At 43.9% G+C, this 21,065-nt stretch carries 15 protein-coding genes; 2 read left to right on the top strand and 13 right to left on the bottom strand.

From position 1 onward, the window contains the following. Window positions 1–70: 70 nt before the first annotated feature. The 7 genes from AEQ18_RS01500 to AEQ18_RS01470 form a co-directional block, all read right to left on the bottom strand. Window positions 71–583, bottom strand: coding sequence for a metallophosphoesterase (locus tag AEQ18_RS01500; protein ID WP_054114602.1), 513 nt, complete (start codon window positions 581–583; stop codon window positions 71–73). A gap of 4 nt (window positions 584–587) precedes the next feature. Further along, complete coding sequence (rph, locus tag AEQ18_RS01495) at window positions 588–1,934, bottom strand: ribonuclease PH (RefSeq protein WP_054114601.1); 1,347 nt, start codon at window positions 1,932–1,934, stop codon at window positions 588–590. Then, the gene (racE, locus tag AEQ18_RS01490) at window positions 1,935–2,750 is read right to left on the bottom strand and encodes a glutamate racemase (protein ID WP_054114600.1); all 816 of its coding nucleotides are present in this window, start codon (window positions 2,748–2,750) and stop codon (window positions 1,935–1,937) included. Between the two features lie 181 nt (window positions 2,751–2,931). Then, window positions 2,932–3,588: an amino acid ABC transporter permease gene (locus tag AEQ18_RS01485; RefSeq protein WP_054114599.1), complete on the bottom strand. Its 657-nt coding sequence runs from the start codon at window positions 3,586–3,588 to the stop codon at window positions 2,932–2,934. 17 nt (window positions 3,589–3,605) lie between these two features. Next, on the bottom strand, window positions 3,606–4,253 hold the full coding sequence (locus AEQ18_RS01480; RefSeq protein WP_054114598.1) for an amino acid ABC transporter permease: 648 nt from the start codon (window positions 4,251–4,253) through the stop codon (window positions 3,606–3,608). A gap of 11 nt (window positions 4,254–4,264) precedes the next feature. Then, window positions 4,265–5,074, bottom strand: a complete 810-nt coding sequence (locus tag AEQ18_RS01475; RefSeq protein WP_054114597.1) for a transporter substrate-binding domain-containing protein — start codon at window positions 5,072–5,074, stop codon at window positions 4,265–4,267. Window positions 5,075–5,091: 17 nt separating this feature from the next. Then, window positions 5,092–5,829: an amino acid ABC transporter ATP-binding protein gene (locus AEQ18_RS01470; protein ID WP_054114596.1), complete on the bottom strand. Its 738-nt coding sequence runs from the start codon at window positions 5,827–5,829 to the stop codon at window positions 5,092–5,094. A 269-nt stretch (window positions 5,830–6,098) separates the two neighbouring features. Here AEQ18_RS01470 and trpS point away from each other — a divergent pair, with 269 nt between their 5' ends. Then, window positions 6,099–7,106: a tryptophan--tRNA ligase gene (gene trpS, locus AEQ18_RS01465; protein WP_054114595.1), complete on the top strand. Its 1,008-nt coding sequence runs from the start codon at window positions 6,099–6,101 to the stop codon at window positions 7,104–7,106. A gap of 94 nt (window positions 7,107–7,200) precedes the next feature. On the opposite strand, the gene pheT is transcribed toward trpS, so the two are convergent. The 6 genes from pheT to lepB all read right to left on the bottom strand — a co-directional run bounded on the left by pheT (window position 7,201) and on the right by lepB (window position 19,286). Further along, the gene (pheT, locus tag AEQ18_RS01460; protein ID WP_054114594.1) at window positions 7,201–9,618 is read right to left on the bottom strand and encodes a phenylalanine--tRNA ligase subunit beta; all 2,418 of its coding nucleotides are present in this window, start codon (window positions 9,616–9,618) and stop codon (window positions 7,201–7,203) included. Between the two features lie 4 nt (window positions 9,619–9,622). Next, window positions 9,623–10,666, bottom strand: a complete 1,044-nt coding sequence (gene pheS, locus AEQ18_RS01455; RefSeq protein ID WP_054114593.1) for a phenylalanine--tRNA ligase subunit alpha — start codon at window positions 10,664–10,666, stop codon at window positions 9,623–9,625. 345 nt (window positions 10,667–11,011) lie between these two features. Beyond that, complete coding sequence (locus AEQ18_RS01450) at window positions 11,012–11,332, bottom strand: winged helix-turn-helix transcriptional regulator (RefSeq protein ID WP_054114592.1); 321 nt, start codon at window positions 11,330–11,332, stop codon at window positions 11,012–11,014. Window positions 11,333–11,396: 64 nt separating this feature from the next. Beyond that, window positions 11,397–15,077 carry a helicase-exonuclease AddAB subunit AddA gene (addA, locus tag AEQ18_RS01445; RefSeq protein ID WP_054114591.1) on the bottom strand — a complete coding sequence of 1,227 codons (3,681 nt, stop codon included), beginning with the start codon at window positions 15,075–15,077 and terminating at the stop codon, window positions 11,397–11,399. Continuing rightward, window positions 15,070–18,672 carry a PD-(D/E)XK nuclease family protein gene (locus AEQ18_RS01440; protein ID WP_054114590.1) on the bottom strand — a complete coding sequence of 1,201 codons (3,603 nt, stop codon included), beginning with the start codon at window positions 18,670–18,672 and terminating at the stop codon, window positions 15,070–15,072. The genes addA and AEQ18_RS01440 overlap by 8 nt, the downstream gene beginning before the upstream one ends. A 74-nt stretch (window positions 18,673–18,746) precedes the next feature. Further along, window positions 18,747–19,286, bottom strand: a complete 540-nt coding sequence (gene lepB / locus AEQ18_RS01435; RefSeq protein ID WP_054114589.1) for a signal peptidase I — start codon at window positions 19,284–19,286, stop codon at window positions 18,747–18,749. A gap of 219 nt (window positions 19,287–19,505) precedes the next feature. Here lepB and AEQ18_RS01430 point away from each other — a divergent pair, with 219 nt between their 5' ends. Next, entirely contained in the window at window positions 19,506–20,957 is a 1,452-nt protein-coding gene (locus AEQ18_RS01430; RefSeq protein ID WP_054114588.1) for an NAD-dependent succinate-semialdehyde dehydrogenase, read from the top strand. Window positions 20,958–21,065 lie beyond the last annotated feature (108 nt).

Here is a 21,065-nt window from a genome sequence, read left to right as displayed (position 1 = left end):
CTGAAAATGAGAAAATAAGGGTGATAGCCGCAAAATTATAATGAAATTTTTACTTTTTGATGCCGTTTTCTCAACGGGGAAAGACAAAGTGCAAGTCTTCCTGGGCTTTGAATTGACGGTCATAATAGTCCACATGCCACGCTTCTGGTGTGCTCTCAATGATCGCGAAGCTTTTGACATTGATCGGTCCTCGTGGCTGTGAGATGCTGCCTGGGTTCAAGAAGAGCCGGCCACCGACCTTTTCACAGGCAATTTGATGGGTGTGTCCAAACAACACGATCGATGCATCAGCTTGTTGCGCTTGCAAGCCCAGTTTCGTGATACCAAACCGCACGTCAGCCAAATGGCCATGGGTCATATAAATCCGATCAACATCGGTTTCAACGGTGCGTTGATTTGGGTATTGGGCACCGTAATCGCAATTGCCGCAGACGACTTGGTACGTATCCCATAAAGGATCCGAATCGGGCAATTCAGAATCCCCGCAATGCAGAAACAAGTCGACTTGGTCTTTATACGCGTCAAGAAGATCCACCAGAATTTGGCGATCCCCATGGTTGTCGCTTACAACCAAATATTTCATCTCTTTATTCTCCTTCCAACCATGATTGCCATTCGTTTTGCAAAGCTTGGATAGCCAGCCCCCGATGACTCATGCTATTTTTTTCGGCTTGGCTTAGTTCAGCGGCCGTTTTTTCAAAACCTTCTGGTATAAATAGTGGATCATAACCAAACCCATTCTCACCTCTTGGGATCCGGCCGATTTTCCCTGGCCAATCGGCTTCGACAACTAAACTGTCTTTGTTCGGTTCTGCAAAAACCAGCGTGCAATGGAACTGGGCAGTTCGCTGTTCATCTGAGATGTCTGTTAATTCATACAAAAGCTTGGCATTATTCGCCGCATCACTTTTTTGCTCGCCGGCATATCGTGCGGAATAGACGCCTGGTCGGCCGCCTAAGGCATCTACCTTAAGTCCGGAATCATCGGCTAAAACAGGTCGACCCAATAATTTGGCAATCGTTTCCGCTTTTAACCGTGCATTTTCCTCAAAGGTTTTGCCCGTTTCTTCAACATCCGGCAATTCTGGATAATCATTTAATGTTTTGACCTCATACCCTGCAGCCCCAAAAACAGCTTTGAATTCTTTGGCTTTACCAGGATTACCAGTGGCGATGACAATGGCTTTTTCTGGGATATCATACAATGGTTTTTCCTGGATGAACAAGGCTTCTTTTTGATAAGCGATCAATTCTTCGATTGCTGTTTTTCCATAAACTAGCATTTCATTCAATTCTTGGCCATCAAATGTGGCTTCCTCGCCCGTTCCTTGCAATTCAACAAACCGACCAGATTCTGTCATCACTAAGTTCATATCCACCGCAGCAGATGAATCTTCCAAGTAATCTAGGTCTGTGACACAGGTGCCATCAGGCAAGATACCCACACTGATTGCAGCCAAATGTTCTTTGATGGGATCAGTCGTCAATTTTTTTTCTTGCAACAATTTGTCAACAGCCAGCCTCAAGGCAACGAAGGCGCCTGTAATACTGGCTGTTCTCGTCCCGCCATCGGCTTGAACGACATCGCAATCCACCACGATGCTGTGTTCGCCTAGTTGTTCTAAATCAACGACCGCTCTTAGTGAACGGGCAATCAGGCGTTGGATCTCCATCGTTCGGCCGCTTAATTTTCCTTTGGCACTTTCACGGCGATTACGGGTATTGGTCGCGCGGGGCAACATGCTGTACTCAGCTGTGACCCAACCCTTGCCAGTGTCCCGCAAAAAGGGCGGCACACGGTCTTCCACTGTGGCGGAACAAATCACTGTGGTGTCACCAAATGAAATGACCACAGAACCTTCCGGGTGTTTATAGACATTGGTTTGGATCTTTACAGGGCGAATCGTTGTTTGACTTCTGCCATCATGACGCATCTAATTTCCTCCTAAGTCGATATGGTTTGATGAGATTTTCGATAGATCTAACCAGTCGTTCGCGATTTCATCAAAGATCTTGGGCGAACCCGTGGTATAAAATTCGTGTGTTGGTGTGATATATGGGTCTGATTGTTGGGCAATATCGAAATAATCCAGCAAGGTGCTGACCTCGCCAACGGTTTCTGCACCGGAATCAATCAAACGAATCGTGCTGCCTAATTCATTTTGGATCATTTGTTTCAAAAGCGGATAATGGGTACAGCCTAATATCACGGTATCCAATTTTTTGTTTTTCAATGGCCGCAGCGTTTCTGCCACGATTTTTTTGGCGACTGAACTGTGGTATTGGTTACTTTCAACGATCGGCACAAATTTTGGACAAGCCAAACTGATCACTGTGGTTTGTGGCGATTTTGCTTTAAGAGCGCGTTCATATGAATTGCTTTTGATCGTACCAGCGGTACCGATCACGCCAATTCGATGATTGCTGGTTGCTTTGACAGCCGCGCGGCTGCCGGGCAAGATCACACCGATCACGGGAATCGACAAGGCCTCTTTGATTTCTTCGAGGGCCACCGCCGTTGCGGTGTTGCAAGCGATAACCAGCATTTTGATGTTCTTTTCAAGTAAGAATCTGGTCATCTGCCACGTATAAGCAATCACTTGCTCTGCGGGTCTTGGGCCATAGGGACAACGGGCAGTATCACCCAAATAAAGGATGGATTCATTGGGCAATTGCTTCATGGCTTCTTTGACTACAGTCAAACCGCCAATCCCTGAATCAATAAAGCCAATTGGTTGTGTGTGTGTCATCGATGTCATCCTTTGCATAAAAGTAAGTCTAAGGCATGCTAAAAATACCTATCTCTCATTTTGGACTTTTTTGGTTGATATTTCAAGTCTTCCTTTCCATTCCTCAAAAATAGACTGCTTCAAAAAAAAGTTCAACCTCATCCCATTCGGATAAAGTTGAACTTCACAGTCACGATTTCACTCAATAATCATACTGTCTTTTCTCAAAGAAACGAGAAAGCAGCGATAAGGCATAACAGACAAAGAAATACAATACAGTCATTGCAAAGAACATTGGCAAGACATAATTTGTATTTTGACCATAGATGATACGAGCATGGTGTGTCAACTCTGGCAATGAGATGATCACTGCCAAGGAGGTATCTTTGATCAATGAAATCAGCTGGCTGACGATTGCTGGCAGCATAGCCTTGAATGCTTGCGGCACAACAATGCTGCGGAGCACTTCTATATAGGACAATCCAGTCGAAAGACCAGCCTCCATTTGCCCTTTTGGTACTGCGTTCAAACCGGCACGAAAGATTTCTGACAACATGGCTGATTCAAAGATCGTCAAAGCCACTACGGCCGACCAAAAAATGTCAAAGCGAATACCGATTTGCGGCAAAGCAAAATAAGTAAAGAAAATAATCAATAACAGCGGCAGATTACGAATCACATCGATCACGACACCCAGGATCTTGGACACAAAAGAAATGCCGCTAAAGCGAATGATCCCTGCAATGCCGCCGATCAAGAAACTAAACAAAATCGACAGAATCGAGACTTCAACGGTCACACGCAAGCCATCAAGCAAAAAGCGGATATTGATCAACGAAAAAGCTTCAAAAAACGTCATAAGTCAAGCACTCCTTTCTATGAGCGGATCGCCCAGCGGCGTTCAAGATAAACCATCAAATAAGATAATGGCAAAGTAATAATCAAATAAAACACGCCCACGATGATATACGTGTCAAAGGTATTGAATGTTTCACTGGCAATCAAGTCCCCTTGATACATGATATCTAGGCCAGCAACCATCGCCAAAATGGATGAATTTTTTACCAAATTGATGAATTGATTGCCTAATGGCGGCACAACGATTTTGAATGCTTGCGGCAAGATGATATAGCGCATCGCTTGGCTATAGGTAAAACCTGACGATAACGATGCTTCCATTTGCCCTTTAGGAACCGTTTGAATCCCGGAGCGGATCGTTTCCGCAATAAATGCGGACGTATAGATCGTTAAACCAATCGTTCCTGCTTGAAAGCCGTCAAAGGTCATCCAATACATTGGCACCACGACATAAAAGAACATCACAATAATCAACAAAGGAATATTTCTGAAGAACTCCACATATGCTTTTGCGAATCCTTTGATCAAGCGGTTGTCTGACAGTTGGAAAATAGCCATCAAGGTACCAATCACCAGACTGAAAAACAAAGCGATCAAACTTGCCATAACTGTATATTTAAAACCATCAATAAATTGAGGGGTATATGTTTGAAACAGCTCTACCATGGATTTCCCTCCTATTCTACTTTTCCTGATGCATCATCAGGGAACCATTTGTTATAAATATCATCGTACGTGCCATCCTGATGCATGTCTGCTAGTGCCTGATTGACTGCATCGCGGAAGTTGTCTTGGCCTTTATTGATGGCAATACCATAGGGTTCTTCCGTAAACGTACCGCCTACTAAATGGTAATTTGGATTTTCACTTGCCATACCTAAAAGAATCGCATTATCCGTTGTCATGGCATCCCCTTGTCCAGATTGCAAAGCGGTGAATGCTTCAGCATAGTTCTCTAACTCCAAAATATTGGCTTCTGGTGCCGCTTCACGAATGTTAACCGCAGAGGTTGATCCTTTGACCACAAGTACAGTAGAATCAGCTGTTAAATCTTCGACCCCTTGAATCGGACTGTCTTTTGCAACCAACAAGGATTGCCCGGCATCAAAATAGACGTCAGAAAAATCAACTTGTTTTTTGCGTTCTTCTGTGATCGTCATCGTCGCGATAATGGCGTCGATATTCCCATTTTTCAAAAGCGGGATCCGCGTTTTTGATGTCACTTCAACAAAAATCGCGTTCCCATCCCTGCCTAAGATCTTTTCCGTGATGGCTCTTGCGATATCAATATCGAATCCCCGCACTTCACGAGTCGCAATATCCATCAACCCAAACAAACGGGTATCATTTTTTACACCCCAGATAATTTGGTTCGTATCTTGACTATTTGTCAAAATGTCTTTATCAGCAGCACTTTGCCCGGCACATGCAGAAAGTGTGATCAAACTCAAGGCCAGCACTAGCAAAGAGATCATTTTTTTCCTCATTCTAGTTCCTCCTCGAATTAGTGATTGGTTACTTTACTTAAGAATTGCTGCGCCCGAACGTCACGAGGGGCATCAAAAAAGCCATCGACATCGCGGCGGTCTTCTAGTACTTGCCCTTCCGCCATGAAGACGATCCGATCAGCAACTTCCCTTGCAAAACTCATTTCGTGGGTCACCACGATCATAGACATGCCTTCACTAGCGATTTTCTTCATGACATCTAGGACATCACCGATCATTTCAGGATCGAGAGCTGATGTTGGTTCATCAAACAGCAACATCTCTGGTGTCATCGCCAATCCCCGTGCGATAGCTACCCGCTGTTGCTGCCCGCCTGAAAGCATCGATGGATAAGAATCCTTTTTATCTAACATGCCAACACGATCCAACAATTTTTCTGCTAGATTGATCGCTTCTTGCTCATTCTTTTTTAATACTTTGATTGGCGCTAACGTAATATTTTCTAACACGGTTTTATTTGGATAAAGATTGAAATGTTGAAAAACCATGCCAATGTTTTTTCTGACATCCGTCAACTTGACATCTTTGTCAAATAAATTTTTGTTATTGACCAATAATTGTCCACCAGAAATCGTTTCTAATCCATTGATGGTACGAAGCATGGTACTTTTTCCGGATCCAGATGGGCCAATCACAACAACAACTTCACCTTTTTCAAATTCAAGGTTAATGTTCTTTAATGCATGGAATTTGCCATAATACTTCTCTACATTTTTAAATTCGATCATTGCCATTGCTTCACACTCCTAGCTTTATTTAAAATTACATGAGTAATTGGTAAGATTTGATTCATATTATAGCCTAAACTTTTTTGTTTTGTAAAGGTGCTTTTCGTTTATCCTTCCTTTATTGATGAAACTACCTTAGTTATTTTACTGATATGTCAGGTTTTTGTCCATGAAAATTTTTATGGAAAATTTTCTTCCTCCTTGGGGAACGAGTTGTTTCTTTTGCCAAAAAAAGGTAAGATAAACCATATACGTATCGTAAAGGTGGATGACAAGTGAATACAATTTTAACAGGCGATCGCCCAACCGGGAAATTACATCTTGGTCATTATGTGGGCTCTCTCAAAAAACGGGTGGAAATGCAAGCAGACCCAGACAATCAACTCTTCGTCATGGTTGCGGATATGCAAGCATTGACGGACAATGCCAAAACACCGGAGAAAGTTTCCGCAAATATTTTGGAAGTTGCGCTAGATTACTTGGCTGTAGGAATCGATCCTGCGAAAACAACTTTATTTATTCAATCGCAAATTCCCCAATTATCTGAATTAACGATGTACTATCTCAATTTGGTCAGTGTGGCACGGGTTCGACGCAATCCAACGGTCAAAGCTGAAATCGAGCAAAAGAAATTTGGCGAAGGTGTCCCTAGCGGATTTTTTATTTATCCAGTTTCTCAGGCAGCCGATATAACGGCTTTCAAAGCCAATCTTGTCCCCGTAGGTGAAGACCAAAAGCCTATGCTGGAACAAGCGCAAGAAATCGTCCACAGTTTTAATAGTACCTACCAAGAAGTGCTAGTAGAACCAAAAGCAGTCTTGCCCCCTAAAGGTATGGGCCGGTTAGCTGGAATCGATGGCAATGGCAAAATGAGCAAATCATTGAACAATGGCATCTACTTAGCTGATCCTGCTGACGTATTGCAAAAGAAAGTCATGAGTATGTATACGGACCCCAATCATATTCATGTCAATGATCCAGGACAAGTGGAAGGTAATATGGTCTTCACATATCTTGACGTCTTTGGCACGGAGAAAGAAAAAATCGCTGACTTGAAAGATCAATATCGACAAGGCGGCTTGGGGGATGTCAAAATCAAACGCTATTTGATCGATGTTCTTGAAGCAGAATTCGCACCGATTCGTGCACGTCGCGAAGATTTCGCAAAAGATCCTGCAGCAGTGATGGATCTTTTGAAAAAAGGCAGCCAGCAAGCCGAAAAAGTGGCAGCTCAAACCCTATCTGAGGTCAAAAAAGCAATGGGTATCAACTATTTTGCTTAATTAAACCGCATCACATGAAACAAAAACATGACAAAAAAATCACACAACGGATATTTTCCGTGTGTGATTTTTTTTGCTTGGCTCGTTCTATTGTTTACCGTACTTCAGCTTGTAATTTTTCTTCTAGATTTTTCGTGATTTTGGCCATTGCCTGATTGATTTCTTCATCAGTCAATGTCGCTTCTGGATTGGCAAATGTCAAACTATAGGCCAATGATTTTTTGCCTGATTCGATATTCTTGCCCTGATACACATCGAACAGACGGACATCTTGCAAGAATCGTCCTGCTGATTCGACGATCACAGTGTTCACGGTTTGGTTGGTCGTTGTTTCACTCAGCAACAAAGCGATGTCGCGATTGACTGCTGGATATTTCGATACGGTTTGATACACCGTTTGTGCGGATGTATTTTGAAGCAGTTGGTCTAGATCCAGTTCAGCAACATACGTTTCGGTCACGTCATAGGCTTTAGCCACTGTCGGGTGTACTTGTCCGACAAAACCGATGACTTGCTGATCCAATTGGATCATAGCCGTGCGGCCAGGATGCATCTCTTGCAACTGATTTGTTTGGGTATAGCTGATGCGCTTAGTCAATCCCAATTGATCAAATAGATTTTCTAGAATGCCTTTGACATGATAAAAATCAACTTTTTGGGCTTGTGATTGCCAATCTTTGTTATGGACATTACCTGTTACGGCGATGCTGACATGATTGACTTCTGTTGGCAATTCTTTTTTGCTATCCCCTGCTTGTTTAAAGACGCGGCCAATTTCATATAAAGCCACATTGCTGTTTTTACGGGCTAAATTATAGGCGAGGTCATCTAGCAAGCCGGCAATCAAGTTTAAGCGCAAGACTGCCCGGTCTTCTGTCATCGGCCAATCCAAACGTGTGACTTGACTTGACGTGAAGGTGAATTGTTGCGCTTTGTCTTCTGTTGTCAATGCGTAACTGATTGCTTCACTGACACCATTGCCTTCAAGGATCGTGCGTACTTTGCGGGTCAACATTTGTTCATGGGTCAAACGGCCGGCGACTGTTTCGCCTGAAGGTAGTGTTGAAGGCAAGCGGTCATAGCCATAGATCCGCGCCACTTCTTCAATGATATCTGCCTCAATGCTAATATCCCAGCGGCGTGGCGGTACAGATACATGGTAAGTTTCATTATCTAATGTCGCAGTAAAACCTAACGCTGCGAAAATTTCTTCCACTTCAGCTTGATCGATCTTCGTGCCTAAATAGCGATTGATGCGATCCAAGGTGATTGCTACAGATACAGGCGCAACATCGACTGTCGCACCTTCTACAGCCCCTTTCAGCACCTGTCCACCGGACAATTCAGCAATCATCGCAGCAGCGGCATCACATGCGGCTGCAACCGTTGCTTGGTTGATGCCTTTTTCAAAGCGAGCAGATGACTCACTACGCAAATTGAATTTTTTGGATGTCAAACGAATCGCTAATGGATCGAATAAAGCAGCTTCTAAGGCTACTGTGGTAGTTGTCGCGGTGATTTCTGAGTCTAATCCACCCATCACACCTGCTAAAGCAACAGGAACTTGTCCATTGGTGATCACGATATCATCCCCAGAGACTGTCCGTGATTCTCCGTCAAGGGTCACCAATGTTTCTGCTTCTTTCCCACGGCGAACCAAAATCTCTTGACTATTCAATTTTTGGTAATCAAAAGCATGGAGCGGTTGTCCGAATAACAATAGGATATAGTTGGTTACATCCACAACATTATTGATGGGTCGAATGCCTTCATTCATCAAACGATTTTGCAACCATTGCGGGCTTGGCGCGATGGTCACATCTTCAATGATGCGAATTTGATAGGCTGGTGCATCTGCTTGGTCCTCGACTGTCACATTGATTTTTGAGGCAGCTGCGGTTTCAACTTCATGTAGTTCAAATGGTTTAAAGCTTGGCGTTTGACGATAGATAGCCCCAACTTCATAGGCAACGCCACGCATACTCAAGGCATCTGCCCGATTTGGGGTAATAGATAATTCAATCAGATGATCATCCATATCCAAATATGGGAACACTGGTTTTCCGACTTCAGCATCCGCTGGCAAATAATAAATGCCTTCTGCATATTCTTTCGGTATGACACTGTCTCCATAGCCTAATTCTTGTAAAGAACAGATCATGCCATTGGAAACTTGCCCACGCATTTTGCCTTTTTTGATTTTGACATTGCCGGTGATGCGAGAACCTGGCAAAGCAACGATCACTTTGATGCCGCTTTTGACATTTGGTGCACCGCAAACAATCTGTGTGATTTCTTCACCGATATCGACTTGGCAGATCGATAAGTGATCAGAGTCTGGATGAGGTTCACAGGCTGTGACTTCCCCAACGACGATTTTCTTTAACCCTTCTTCTGGCACGTCGATTCCTTCAACTTCGATGCCTGTCACTGACATTTTGTCTGCCAATTCTTTTGGCGTGATAGCTGACAGGTCAAGGTATTCATTTAACCATTTATACGATACTAACATTTATTTATTCCCCCTTGAACTGACTGATAAAACGAAGATCATTGGTATAAAATTGACGAATGTCGTTGACACCGTAACGTAACATCGCCACGCGGTCTGGTCCCAACCCGAAGGCAAAGCCTGAATAGACAGTGGCATCGATCCCTGACATTTCCAGGACATTTGGATGAACCATGCCTGCACCTAAGATCTCGATCCAGCCTGTGTGTTTGCAGACATTACAACCGGCGCCGCCGCATTTGAAACAGCTGACATCGACTTCTACAGAAGGTTCAGTAAAAGGGAAATAACTAGGTCGCAAACGGATTTTTCGGTCTTCACCGAACATCTTTTGCATCATAACTTCCAATGTCCCTTTTAGGTCACCCATGGTCACATCTTTATCGATCACCAATCCTTCGATTTGGTGGAATTGATGACTGTGTGTCGCGTCATCCGTGTCCCGACGGAAGACTTTTCCTGGCGAGATCATGCGTAATGGACCTTTGCTGAAATCATGGGTTTCCATGGTGCGCGCTTGCACAGGTGAAGTATGGGTTCGAATCAAAATTTCATCAGAGATATAGAAGGTATCTTGCATATCCCGTGCTGGGTGATCTTTCGGCAAATTCATGCGTTCAAAATTATAATGGTCTTTTTCGACTTCATACCCTTCAACGACTTGATAGCCCATGCCCACGAAGATATCTTCGATTTCTTCCATGATTTGTGTCAAGACATGGCGGGTACCTTGAGGCATGTTCTTCCCTGGCAATGTCACATCAATGGCTTCTTCTGCCAACGCTTTTTCAAGAGCTGCGGCTTCCAATTGAACTTTTGCTGCCTCGACAGCTTCTGTTAAGCGATCGCGGATCTCATTGGCATAACTCCCTACCTTTGGTCGTTCTTCAGCAGACAGATCTTTCATCCCCCGCAACACTTCAGTGATGGGGCCTTTTTTCCCTAGAACATCGACTCTGATTTGATTCAGGTCTTTGATCGTCGTGCTTTCATTGATTTTAAGAAGCGTAGATTCTTTCAAAGCTTCTAATTTCTCTTGTAAAGACATAAGTTTCCTCCTTCTAAATATAAATAGTGCTGGTCTGTTTCTTATCCATGACATGTGCTTGTGTTTTTTGGCAACAAAAAAAGACGTGTCCTCTAAAAGGAACGACGTCTTCGTGTTACCATCCTCATTCGCAGCAATATACTGCGCACTCACTTCATTTAACGACAAGAATACTGCCGACTGACGAATCAGTAAGCTCCAGAAGTGAAATTCATTTAGTGGATACAGGATCTGCTTGCAGTCTATGGCATATCTCCCTTGACTGATCCAGCCAAATTACTAGCTTCTATCATCGCTTTTTCAACTATTCATTTAATGCTAGTTTACCTAAAAACCAAACATAAATCAACTGCATTCTTCTTCTGTGACCCAATTTTCTGCCCATCGCTTCACGCTCATCATACTATTTTCTAATGCGACCCCTCGTGGTGTCAAGCAGTAAAGATTGCTTTCTTTACAGACAATATCTTCCCGCTCTAATTCTTTCAATCGTTCAACCAAGACACGATCACTAACTTGAGGGATTTTATTGGCTAAATCAACAAATCTTTGTTTGCCATCTTCCAGAAGGACATCAATGATCAAGCCATTCCACTTTTTCCCCAAAATCGAAAATGCTTTCTCAAATTTAGGGCAAAGGGCGTACTCTGTTTCTACTTTTATCATTCTCCATCACCTCTTGTGGCTATTATAGCATATTGCTTACGAATTGTAAGAAACCCGGCTTCTATTACGAAAAGTCAAGCACCTGTTGTGCGTGCAGCAAGACTAGGTACATATGGCGAACCGGCTTATCTAAAGCTTTTTCAAGCGCTTGGCCATAGAGTTTCAATTGGCCGTAATAGCGATCTTTCATTTTTTTGATCATCCGTTCTTCGTTGCCAAAGGTATCATCTGTTTTAAAGTCATATAAGATGATCTCGTCTGGCAATTCGATATACCCATCAATGATCCCGTGGATCAAGAGTTGTGCGTCGGGTTCGTCAAATCCTTCAAATATCGTATCCGCTTCTTTTAACATCGAAAAGGGTTGCTCTCTTTTGACGCTATCTGAAAATTGAACCACTTTTTTTCCTAGCTCAGTATGATAAAACCATAAAATACTGTCGCGGTCAATTTGTTTGGCGATTTCTTCAGAAAAAAATCGTTTTTCGACCAAGCGATCGATATGTGCGGTCAACGATTCACTAGTGGGCTGTTCACCCAATGGCAGCATTTGCAGTACAGTATGGGTGGCAGTGCCAATCGCAGCTGCGTCTGATGCAACAGCTTGCATGAATTTGGGTTTTGCCAATGCCTCTTGAACATACCGGTGCTGTTGCTGTGTCTTTTCTGTGGTGCTTTGCCAGGCCAGTAACGTCGTTTGTTGATCATCTGGATCATTGTACAGCCGTTTTAATTCTGAGACAGATTGATAGCTGGTGGTATCTGTTGCCTTGGGATATGTGTATTGATAGCTCAAGCGTTGCGTCATATCGGCAATATCAACAGAAGCTGGATCATCAACCACAGCCTCTTCTGAGACTTCTTCAAGGGCTATTTCTTGAGCAAGTGCCGCTTGGTTCCACCAGGTGATCGAGAAATGTGCTGGATGCTGGATCGTTCGCTTACGGTCCAGCGCTTCAGAATAAACTGTTTCCATATCTGGGTGACGCATCAAGGTTCGACCAATCCAATCCATTAGGTTTCCCCGCGCGACCAGCCGCAATGCCGGATCAAGCACGAGGTCTTTTTGGGTCAATCCTGCTTGCCAGGCTTTGAAGCCATCTTCCTGATTTTTGTAGGACCCTACCAAAAAGAGTTTTTGTTCCGCTCTAGTCAAGGCTACATATAGTTTCCGCATTTCTTCGGATAACGCCTTTTTTAATCGGACTTGCTTGATTGCTTGAAACGGCAACGTTTCATACTTGATATTTTCAGCCGCATCTATATATTGGATCCCAGCGCCTAAACCTTCTTCGAAGATGTATCGCTTTTGAAAATCTTGATAGTTGAAAAATTTTGTAGTGTCCAACAAGAAGACAACAGGAAATTCCAAGCCCTTACTTGCATGGACGGTCATGACCCGTACTGCATTTTCTACGGGGGTGGCCAGTGGTTCTGCTAGATCCTTGTTTTTTTCCTGCATCTTCTCGACAAATCGGATAAATTGGTAAAGGCCGCGGAAACTGCTCTTTTCATACTTTTCAGCGCGGTGGATCAATGCCACTAGGTTGGCGTAACGCTGTTGTCCTGCTGGCAGCCCCACCACATAATCTAAATAAGCTGTTTCCTCATAGATCCGCCACAATAAATCTGGGATCGTGCTGCGGCGTGCGTCTTCTCGCCAATGGGCTAAAGCGGTCAAAAACTGATGGACGGTTTGAGACAATTGGTGTGTTTCTTGCTGATGCACCTCGTGATAGGTTCGCAAGGCATCGTAATAGTCCCCCACACGATCCGCCATACGGATCTCAGCCAATTGGTCTTCCGTCAAGCCGACGATCGGCGAGCGCAAAACAGCCACCAACGGAATATCTTGATAGGGATTGTCAATGATCTGCAACAGTGAAACGATTGTTTGGATCTCCGTTGCTTGGAAATAATTTTTGGCGTCATTGACAGCCAATGGCAAGCCGAATTTTTTGAAGACATCCAAGATCACGAGATTATTCTTGCGCGTCGGTGTCAACAAGACGATATCCCGATAAGTGATTGGCCGATTCTCTTTGGTTTTTTTGTCGTAGATCATAAACTGCTCATCGATCAACGCCCGAATCTTTAAGGCGGTAATATGCAGTTCACCTTCTGTTTTGTCATCGATGACTTGTTCTGATTCGCCTTGCTCTTTCTCATAAAGCAAAATTTCTGTCTGATACGCATCGCTTTCAGGGAAATTGGGAAAACCTGTCACTAAGGCAGCCGCATCATCATATGGGATTTGGCCAACCCGTTCATCCATCAGCTGTTGAAAGACCAAATTGGTAAAATCCAACACATCAGAACGCGACCGGAAGTTTTCGGCTAAGACGATCCTGCGACCGCCATTTTCCGTTTCAAAATCCACATATTTTTCGATAAAGAGCGTTGGATCTGCCAAACGAAATGAATAGATGGATTGTTTGACATCTCCGACCATAAACATATTGCCTGGATTGTTATCCACTTGACGCACCCAGTAGAGCAAGGCTTCCTGCAAGCGATTGACATCTTGATATTCATCCACTAATACTTCAGCAAAGCGGTCGCGATAATAGGCCGCCGCTTCACTGCCCCCGCCATCCCCTCGCAAGATCTGCAAGGTAAAATGCTCGAGATCATTAAAGTCTAAACGTCCAGTTGCCAATTTGCGGTCTTGAAATGCGCCCATAAAAGCCGCAGTCATTTCAGCCATTTTATCCACGATCGGCGCTGATTGCCTTAATAAATCGATCATCTCAGCTGGCGGATAGGGAAAATAAGCTTTTAACTGCTCGACCATTTTTTTGGCCTCATCTCGCAATGGTTTGATTTCTTGCGACAACTCTTTTTGCTCCGCTTTGCGGTACGCCGGATAACGTGCATAATTTGGTTTTTGGATGTTGTCATAAAAAACATCTACCTGATCTTGTTGGATCAACCCTTGCAGCTGCTCCACCAATGTGAGATCCTGCTGCAAAACAAGCGCGGCTTTTTCCATTTCTACTGAGAAATCGGCTAGGTCTTTGGCCGCCGTGACTAAAGAATGGGCCGTCTGCAAGGTTTCCTGCAGCATAGGTTTGATATGGGATCGATAGAGCGGTTGATCTGCAAATGTGCCTTCGACTGTATATTGATCTGCCAAATGATTCAACCAATGGATCGGATCTGGATTTGCGCGGGCAAAGTCATATAAAGACATGATCAAATCCCCGACACCTTCATCAGAACGATCACTGGCAAAGTTTTCTGTCAGGCGGAAAAAGGCTTCATCATTGGCTTCATACTGTTGATCCCGCAGTTGGGTCCAAATCTCTTCTTTCAGCAATAGCGTTTCTGTTTCATCCGTCAGCATCCGAAAATTCGGATCAAGATCGATCAAATAATAAAAACGGCGGATCACGGTCAAACAAAAAGCATGCAGTGTAGAGATATTGGCTGCTGGCAGCAACTGCAATTGACGAACAAAATGCTGTCTCCTAACTTCATCACTTTCTTGATTGATGGCTTCATGCAAGGCTTGTTCGATCCGTTCCTTCATTTCTCTGGCGGCAGCTTCGGTAAAAGTCACGATCAGCAACGCGTCCACCGTCGTTCCGGCTTTCAATTTTTCGATTACCCGACGGACCAAAACAGTGGTTTTGCCAGAGCCAGCAGACGCAGACACCAATAAGTTATCCCCATGGTCAAAAATCGCTTGCCATTGGGTATCCGTAAATGTTTCATTTTGCGGTTTTAAAGGGATCTTACTCATGTTCTTCCTCCCTTAAACGTTGTATGATTTCTTCTTTTGAAAGATTTTCTAATCTATGATAATCATTTTCTTTCAATAATACATCAAATTCACAAATACTGCGGAAAGGACAAAAGGCACATGCCCGCTTCTTATCTTTGATTTTGTACGAAGGATTCAATGCGATATCGCCACTGAGCAATTTCTCCGCACTCTGTTGCATGTTTTTGCGATTATGCCCCCGCAGCAAATCCAATTCCTCTTCGGTGTAAAACTTATTTTTGGCTTGGGCGGTTTTCTGGTAGGCATCATTCTTGTCTTTGCGAATCGGAAAGATCAATGAATTCTTGCTTGTATCTACCTCTTGATCCAGCAAAGGAAAGACTTTTGGCTCATCAATGAATAAACCATCATACTTGAATCGTTTCAATCGTTCCTCTTCATCCGCCGCTTGGCCATCCAATAAGGGATCATGGACGTGCAGATAATAAGCCCCAGCAGGATGCACATCTGGCGAGCCAACCAATTGGACGGCATCTGTCAAAGCGACATCTAAATACGTGATCAACTGCATCGCCAAGCCATAATACGCTTCTGACAAATCAAATTCACGGCTGCTGGATTTGTAATCAACGACAGAAAGCCACTGTTCTTCTTCACTTTTGGCGGTATCCACGCGATCGATTTTGCCGCGTACATGGAGTTTCCCTCCAGAACTTAGTGGCAATTCGATGCCGTTGATACCATTTGAGCCAGCGATTTGACCAAACAAGACTTCTGTCTTTTCAGGTGAAAAGTGCATTTTCTGACCTTGGCGCATCAATGCCCAGGCCACCCGTTGAATTGTTTTGCCCAGTTGGTATCGAATAAAGTTCATGCGCGCTGAACTCGTCAGTAAGCGATAACGGCTTTCCCCAAATATTTGTTGTAAAACAGCTTCAACAAACTGCGTCTTTTGCTCAGCTGTCAACTGAGTCAACGTGATATTTTCTGTAATCAGCACTTTGACAAATCGGTCTAAGGCATCGTGGAAAAACTCACCTGTCATGGCTGGACTTAGTCCGTAGATATCTCTTTCCTTCAGGCGCAAACCGTAACTGACGAAATATTTGTATTCACATTGATAGAATGTTTCCATCTGAGATATCGAGCTGTAGATCGACGGGCCGTACAATGCAGCGGCTTGTTCTTGTGACAGTGGCACAGGAATATTTTGATGGGTTTGGCTTTCAAAGACTTTATGGGCCAATCCGCTCCACTGAGTAGTCAATAATCGCTGCTTCAACGTTTGCCAAACCGGTGGCAAGTGGCTGTCATTTTTTCTAGCTTGCTGACTCAAGTTGTTGATTTGATAAATCAAACTGCGATAGGTTCCAACATAATAGGCCGCCGGGCTCGTCAAGGATAAGAAACCACGATCGACAAAGCGACTGGATGTTCGCTGCGTGATCCGTTCTAGATAAGGTGATGGTTTGATATTTTGCTGGGTATCAAAGTTGCATGCATAAGATAGATATAAATGATTCGTTGCTGATAGCAGGATCCCATAAAACAAATAGGGCTCCTTGACGCTGCCTTCGATGATCGTATCACGCAAATATTTTGCGCCAGCAAAATGCTGATTAAATTGTTGCCGCTCTTCATTGGTCAGTAACGTACGATTCTCGACTTTTCTAGGTAGCACACTTTCATTTAAGCCTAAAGCAAATGTGATCTTCGCTTGTCGTGGTCGGGCAAGGTCATGACGGTTGATATTGACCTGGTCGATCGCTGTTGGGATTTTGCCAAAGGTCACTGCTTCTAGACCAGTCATGACGATGTCTTGAAATACATCTAGGTCAAAATCATCTTCGCCATAGACAGCAATATATTCATCTAAAAGATCCATCAAGGCTTGCCAAGCTTGTTCATGATTGCGGGCTTGGTCTAATTTCCCTTGGTCGATCGCTTGATCACGCCAATGCCGCAGTTGTGCTTCGACACCTGACTGGATCAAGAATAAATACACCAGTTGCACTGCTTCTTGATTGGTTTGGACGGCCGTTAGTGCTTGTAAAGTTTCTGCAATGTCTGCACGAAAAGCGCGGCGCAACTCATTGGTGGCTGCTGTCAACGCGGAGATTTCTGTTTGTTCTTGCTCGTCGGTCGTGTAGGCTGCTAAAGTCCAATCTTCTGCTTTGGTCCATACGGCACCTTGAAAATCATGTGCCAATGCTTGATTTTCAGTGATATCTGTCAATTGCCGAAAGCGATCTCGTGCGGCTAGCCAATCGGCTTCTTCCTGAAAAGCGCGAGGCAAATACAATTCAGTCCGCAACAGCCGAAAGACATCCCGCAAACGAAAGCCATATTGTCTGCAAGCAAAAAAAGCATGCAAGAACTCCACTAGCGGATGTTGCGCCATCATTTGCTCTTCATCAATATAAAAAGGAATCTCATATTCGCTGAATATTTTGGGCATATATGGGTGATAGACCTCCGGTTCTGCCACCAGCAGCTGGATATCACGATAGCGCAAACCAGCTGGATCCGTCGCTTCACTCATCAAACGGCGGATCTCAGCCGCAATCTGCCGCACTTCTTCTTCCGGGTTCCCCAACTTCCATAAGGATACATGCGGAGCGAGGGATGTCTGTTGCTGATACTTCCCTTGCGATTGGGTTTCTCGCCAAAAAGTTTCTAATTCAAAATAAGCCCTTTGTTGTTCTGATTGGCTCGTCACTGGAGGCAATTTTTGATCAAGATATACTTTGAACCGCTTTTCTTTGGCGTACTGATAAAACTGATAATAACTGCGGCCTGCTTCATAAAATAAATCTAATGGCGATGGCAGTTCGTTGGTGTATGGCCGATCCAACAATAGATCGATCACCACATGACCTTTTTGCATCAACACATTGAGCAATAGCTGTTCTTGTGTAGAAAAACTTGAGAAACCGTTGACTACAAATAACGTGTTTGATAAGTCAGGTCTTTTCAAGCTGAGGCGATCATTGTCGGTTGTTGTGCTTTGACTGGAAAAGCCATCTTCATCCTCTGTCAAATACTGCGTCAATAAGGTGATTGGCTGATCGACCTGAAGGTCTCGCGCCAATAATTCTGCTTCAAATCGTTGAAAAATCGCCACTAATTCAGTGAATTTGCGGTTGGCATCTGTCTTGCTTTCAATGATGCTGCCCCCTGCCAATAAATCCTCGACACCCAGTTGGCTGGTATGCATTTCCTGATAGAAAGCCAGCAATTGTTGAATAAAACCGCTCTTGTTGATTTCTCCGCGATACAATACCAATTCATCTGCCATTTCCAGCAGTAGTTTTCGCATGATCATCGTGGCGCCGTTCTCCGAAAGCGTGCCCTGTGACAATAAACCGGTTTGTTGCAAATAGTACCACGCCAACCGATGAAAACTATAGACTTGTCCGCGTATCGAAGCAAAATCCCCCGAACGACCTGCCTTTAGTCCTTGCAATATTTCTCTTTCTCGTTCAAATTTATTATAGTTTGGTACCAAAAAAAACACTTCGTGCTGCGCTTGTCGCAGCCATTCTTCAGCCGCAGTCTGTATCCCCTGTTCGTGGTCACTGCGTCCGTCGCCGATGATAAATCGTAGACTCATAATTGGCTCCTTCCTTGCAAGACTGCCCTATTGCGTGGCGTTGTTTGACTACCACTAAATAAAGTCTGTGTATGCTAATCATTTTCTAGTCGCCCAAAATCAGCTAATGGCCAAAAGACAAAAGCCACGTCCCCTAATACGGCGGTTTCATCGATCAATCCCAACTGACGACTGTCTTTCGAGATGCGTCGATTATCGCCTAAGACCAGCAGTTTTCCTTCTGGTACTTCTGTTTCATTGAATAAGGACATATCAAAGTCATCCGTTAATGGAAATCCATCATCTAGCGTCGTTTTGTAGGCTTCCAAATAAGGTTCATCATAGGCGGTTCCATTGATGTATAAAGTATCATTTTGATAAACGACTTGATCGCCCGGCAATCCAATGACGCGTTTGATGTAATTTCTGCCTGTGTCATCCGGCGCAATAAACGTAATAATATCAAAACGCTCGATCTCCGTTTGTTTGAGGGCGATCACCCGCTCCCCATCATGCAACGTGGGATCCATTGAATCGCCTTTCACGATCACAGGCGTAAACACGTACTGTCGCAACAAAAAAAGAAACAGTGCGAAAATCGCGATAAATCCTAATGTTTTCAGTAATTCTTTCATATCATTTACGCATCCTTACCTGTTGACTCATTTGATGATTCGATGTGAAATCGAACAAACATTCTTATTTTTTTATTTTAACATAAATCAGCACAAAGGTAAGTCAAAGGAAGACTTTCTTTAAAAAAACTTGACTAGGCCATCTTGCATATGAATTGTCAGATAGACGGATCCATGCTACGGTTTGAATAGAACGATACATTGAAAGGAAGTGCCAATATGAATAGACAATTACCAGAAGTACCGACAAAATTATTGATTGATGGCAAATGGGTCGATGGCAGTCAAGAAGCAGTGGCTGTGTTGGATCCAGCAACCAACGAAGAACTGGTCAAAGTCAGTCAAGGCAGTACCAAAGAAACCAAAGAGGCGATCGATGCCGCAGCAAAGGCCTTTACCACATGGTCTCGCTTATCGCCAAAAGAACGCGCTGACCATATGAACAACATCGCTGATTTGATGGCTGAAGAAAGTGACCGTCTGGCGTTGATCATGAGTTTAGAGCAAGGCAAACCTGTCAAAGAAGCTGCTGCTGAGATTCAATCAAATGTCGACAACTTCCGATGGAATGCGGCTGAAGCACAGCGCGTCTATGGGGAAGTGATTCCAGCGCCTGAGACGAACCACTGGTTGGTGCGCAAGGAGGCGATCGGTGTCGTAGGTGCCATTACGCCTTGGAACTTCCCTTCTAATATGATCGCCCGCAAGATTGCCCCGGCGATTGCCGTTGGTTGTACGTTGGTGATGAAACCATCAAAAGAAACACCGCTATCGGCTTTAGCATTAGGCGATATTTTCCAACGCGCTGGATTACCTGATGGGGTTGTCAATATTCTTTTGGGCGCTTCCTCAGATATTGGCAAAGAATTGACAGAAAATGAGACCGTCAAAAAAATCACCTTTACCGGTTCAACAGAAGTTGGCATGAAACTCTATGAACAAGCAGCGCCTACTTTGAAGAAAGTATCATTGGAACTAGGTGGTCACGCCCCTTTTATTGTGTTCAACGATGCCGATCTCTCCTTGGCAGTTGAAAAATTGATTGCTGCTAAGTTCAGAAATAACGGACAGGTTTGTACCTCTCCTAATCGCATCTTTGTGGAAGAATCAATCAAAGAAGCTTTCACAGAACGTTTACTTGAAAAAATGAAAGATGTAACAGTTGGACTAGGCACGGATGATCCAACTGTGGGCCCATTGATCAACCAATCTGGCGTGGATAAAGTCGTCGATCAATTGGCTGATGCGACCAATAAAGGCGCCACCATTTTATACGGCGGACACAAATTAACAGAGGGTGATTATGGCAAAGGAAATTTCTTTGAACCTACTGTGATCGATGGTATCACCACAGACATGGACATTTATTATGAAGAAACATTTGGCCCAGTCATCCCATTGATTGCTTTCAACGACCTTGACGCAGTGATCGATGCAGCAAACGATACTGTCTTTGGTCTGGCTTCTTATTTCTTTTCCACCAATTTACAGACGATCTCGAAGACTGCACAAAAATTGCAGTACGGCATGGTAGGTGTCAATGATATCGCCATCTCCAACCCGGCAGCACCATTTGGCGGTGTCAAACATTCAGGTTTTGGGCGCGAGAATGGCAAATATGGCCCTGAGGAATATGTGACGGTCAAATTTATCGCAATTGATGCACAATAACTTTAGCTTTATCTAGGAGTCCAGCATATAGCTGGACTTTTTCTAAGCACTTTTGTTTACTAACATTAAGTAAGCATGTATACTACATCTATATTATAAAAAGGTGGT

This window comes from Enterococcus sp. RIT-PI-f (assembly GCF_001297065.1).
Lineage (GTDB): Bacteria > Bacillota > Bacilli > Lactobacillales > Enterococcaceae > Enterococcus_D.
The sequence above is the reverse complement of the archived record's forward strand: the minus strand, read 5'-3'. Positions and strand labels throughout refer to the sequence as shown.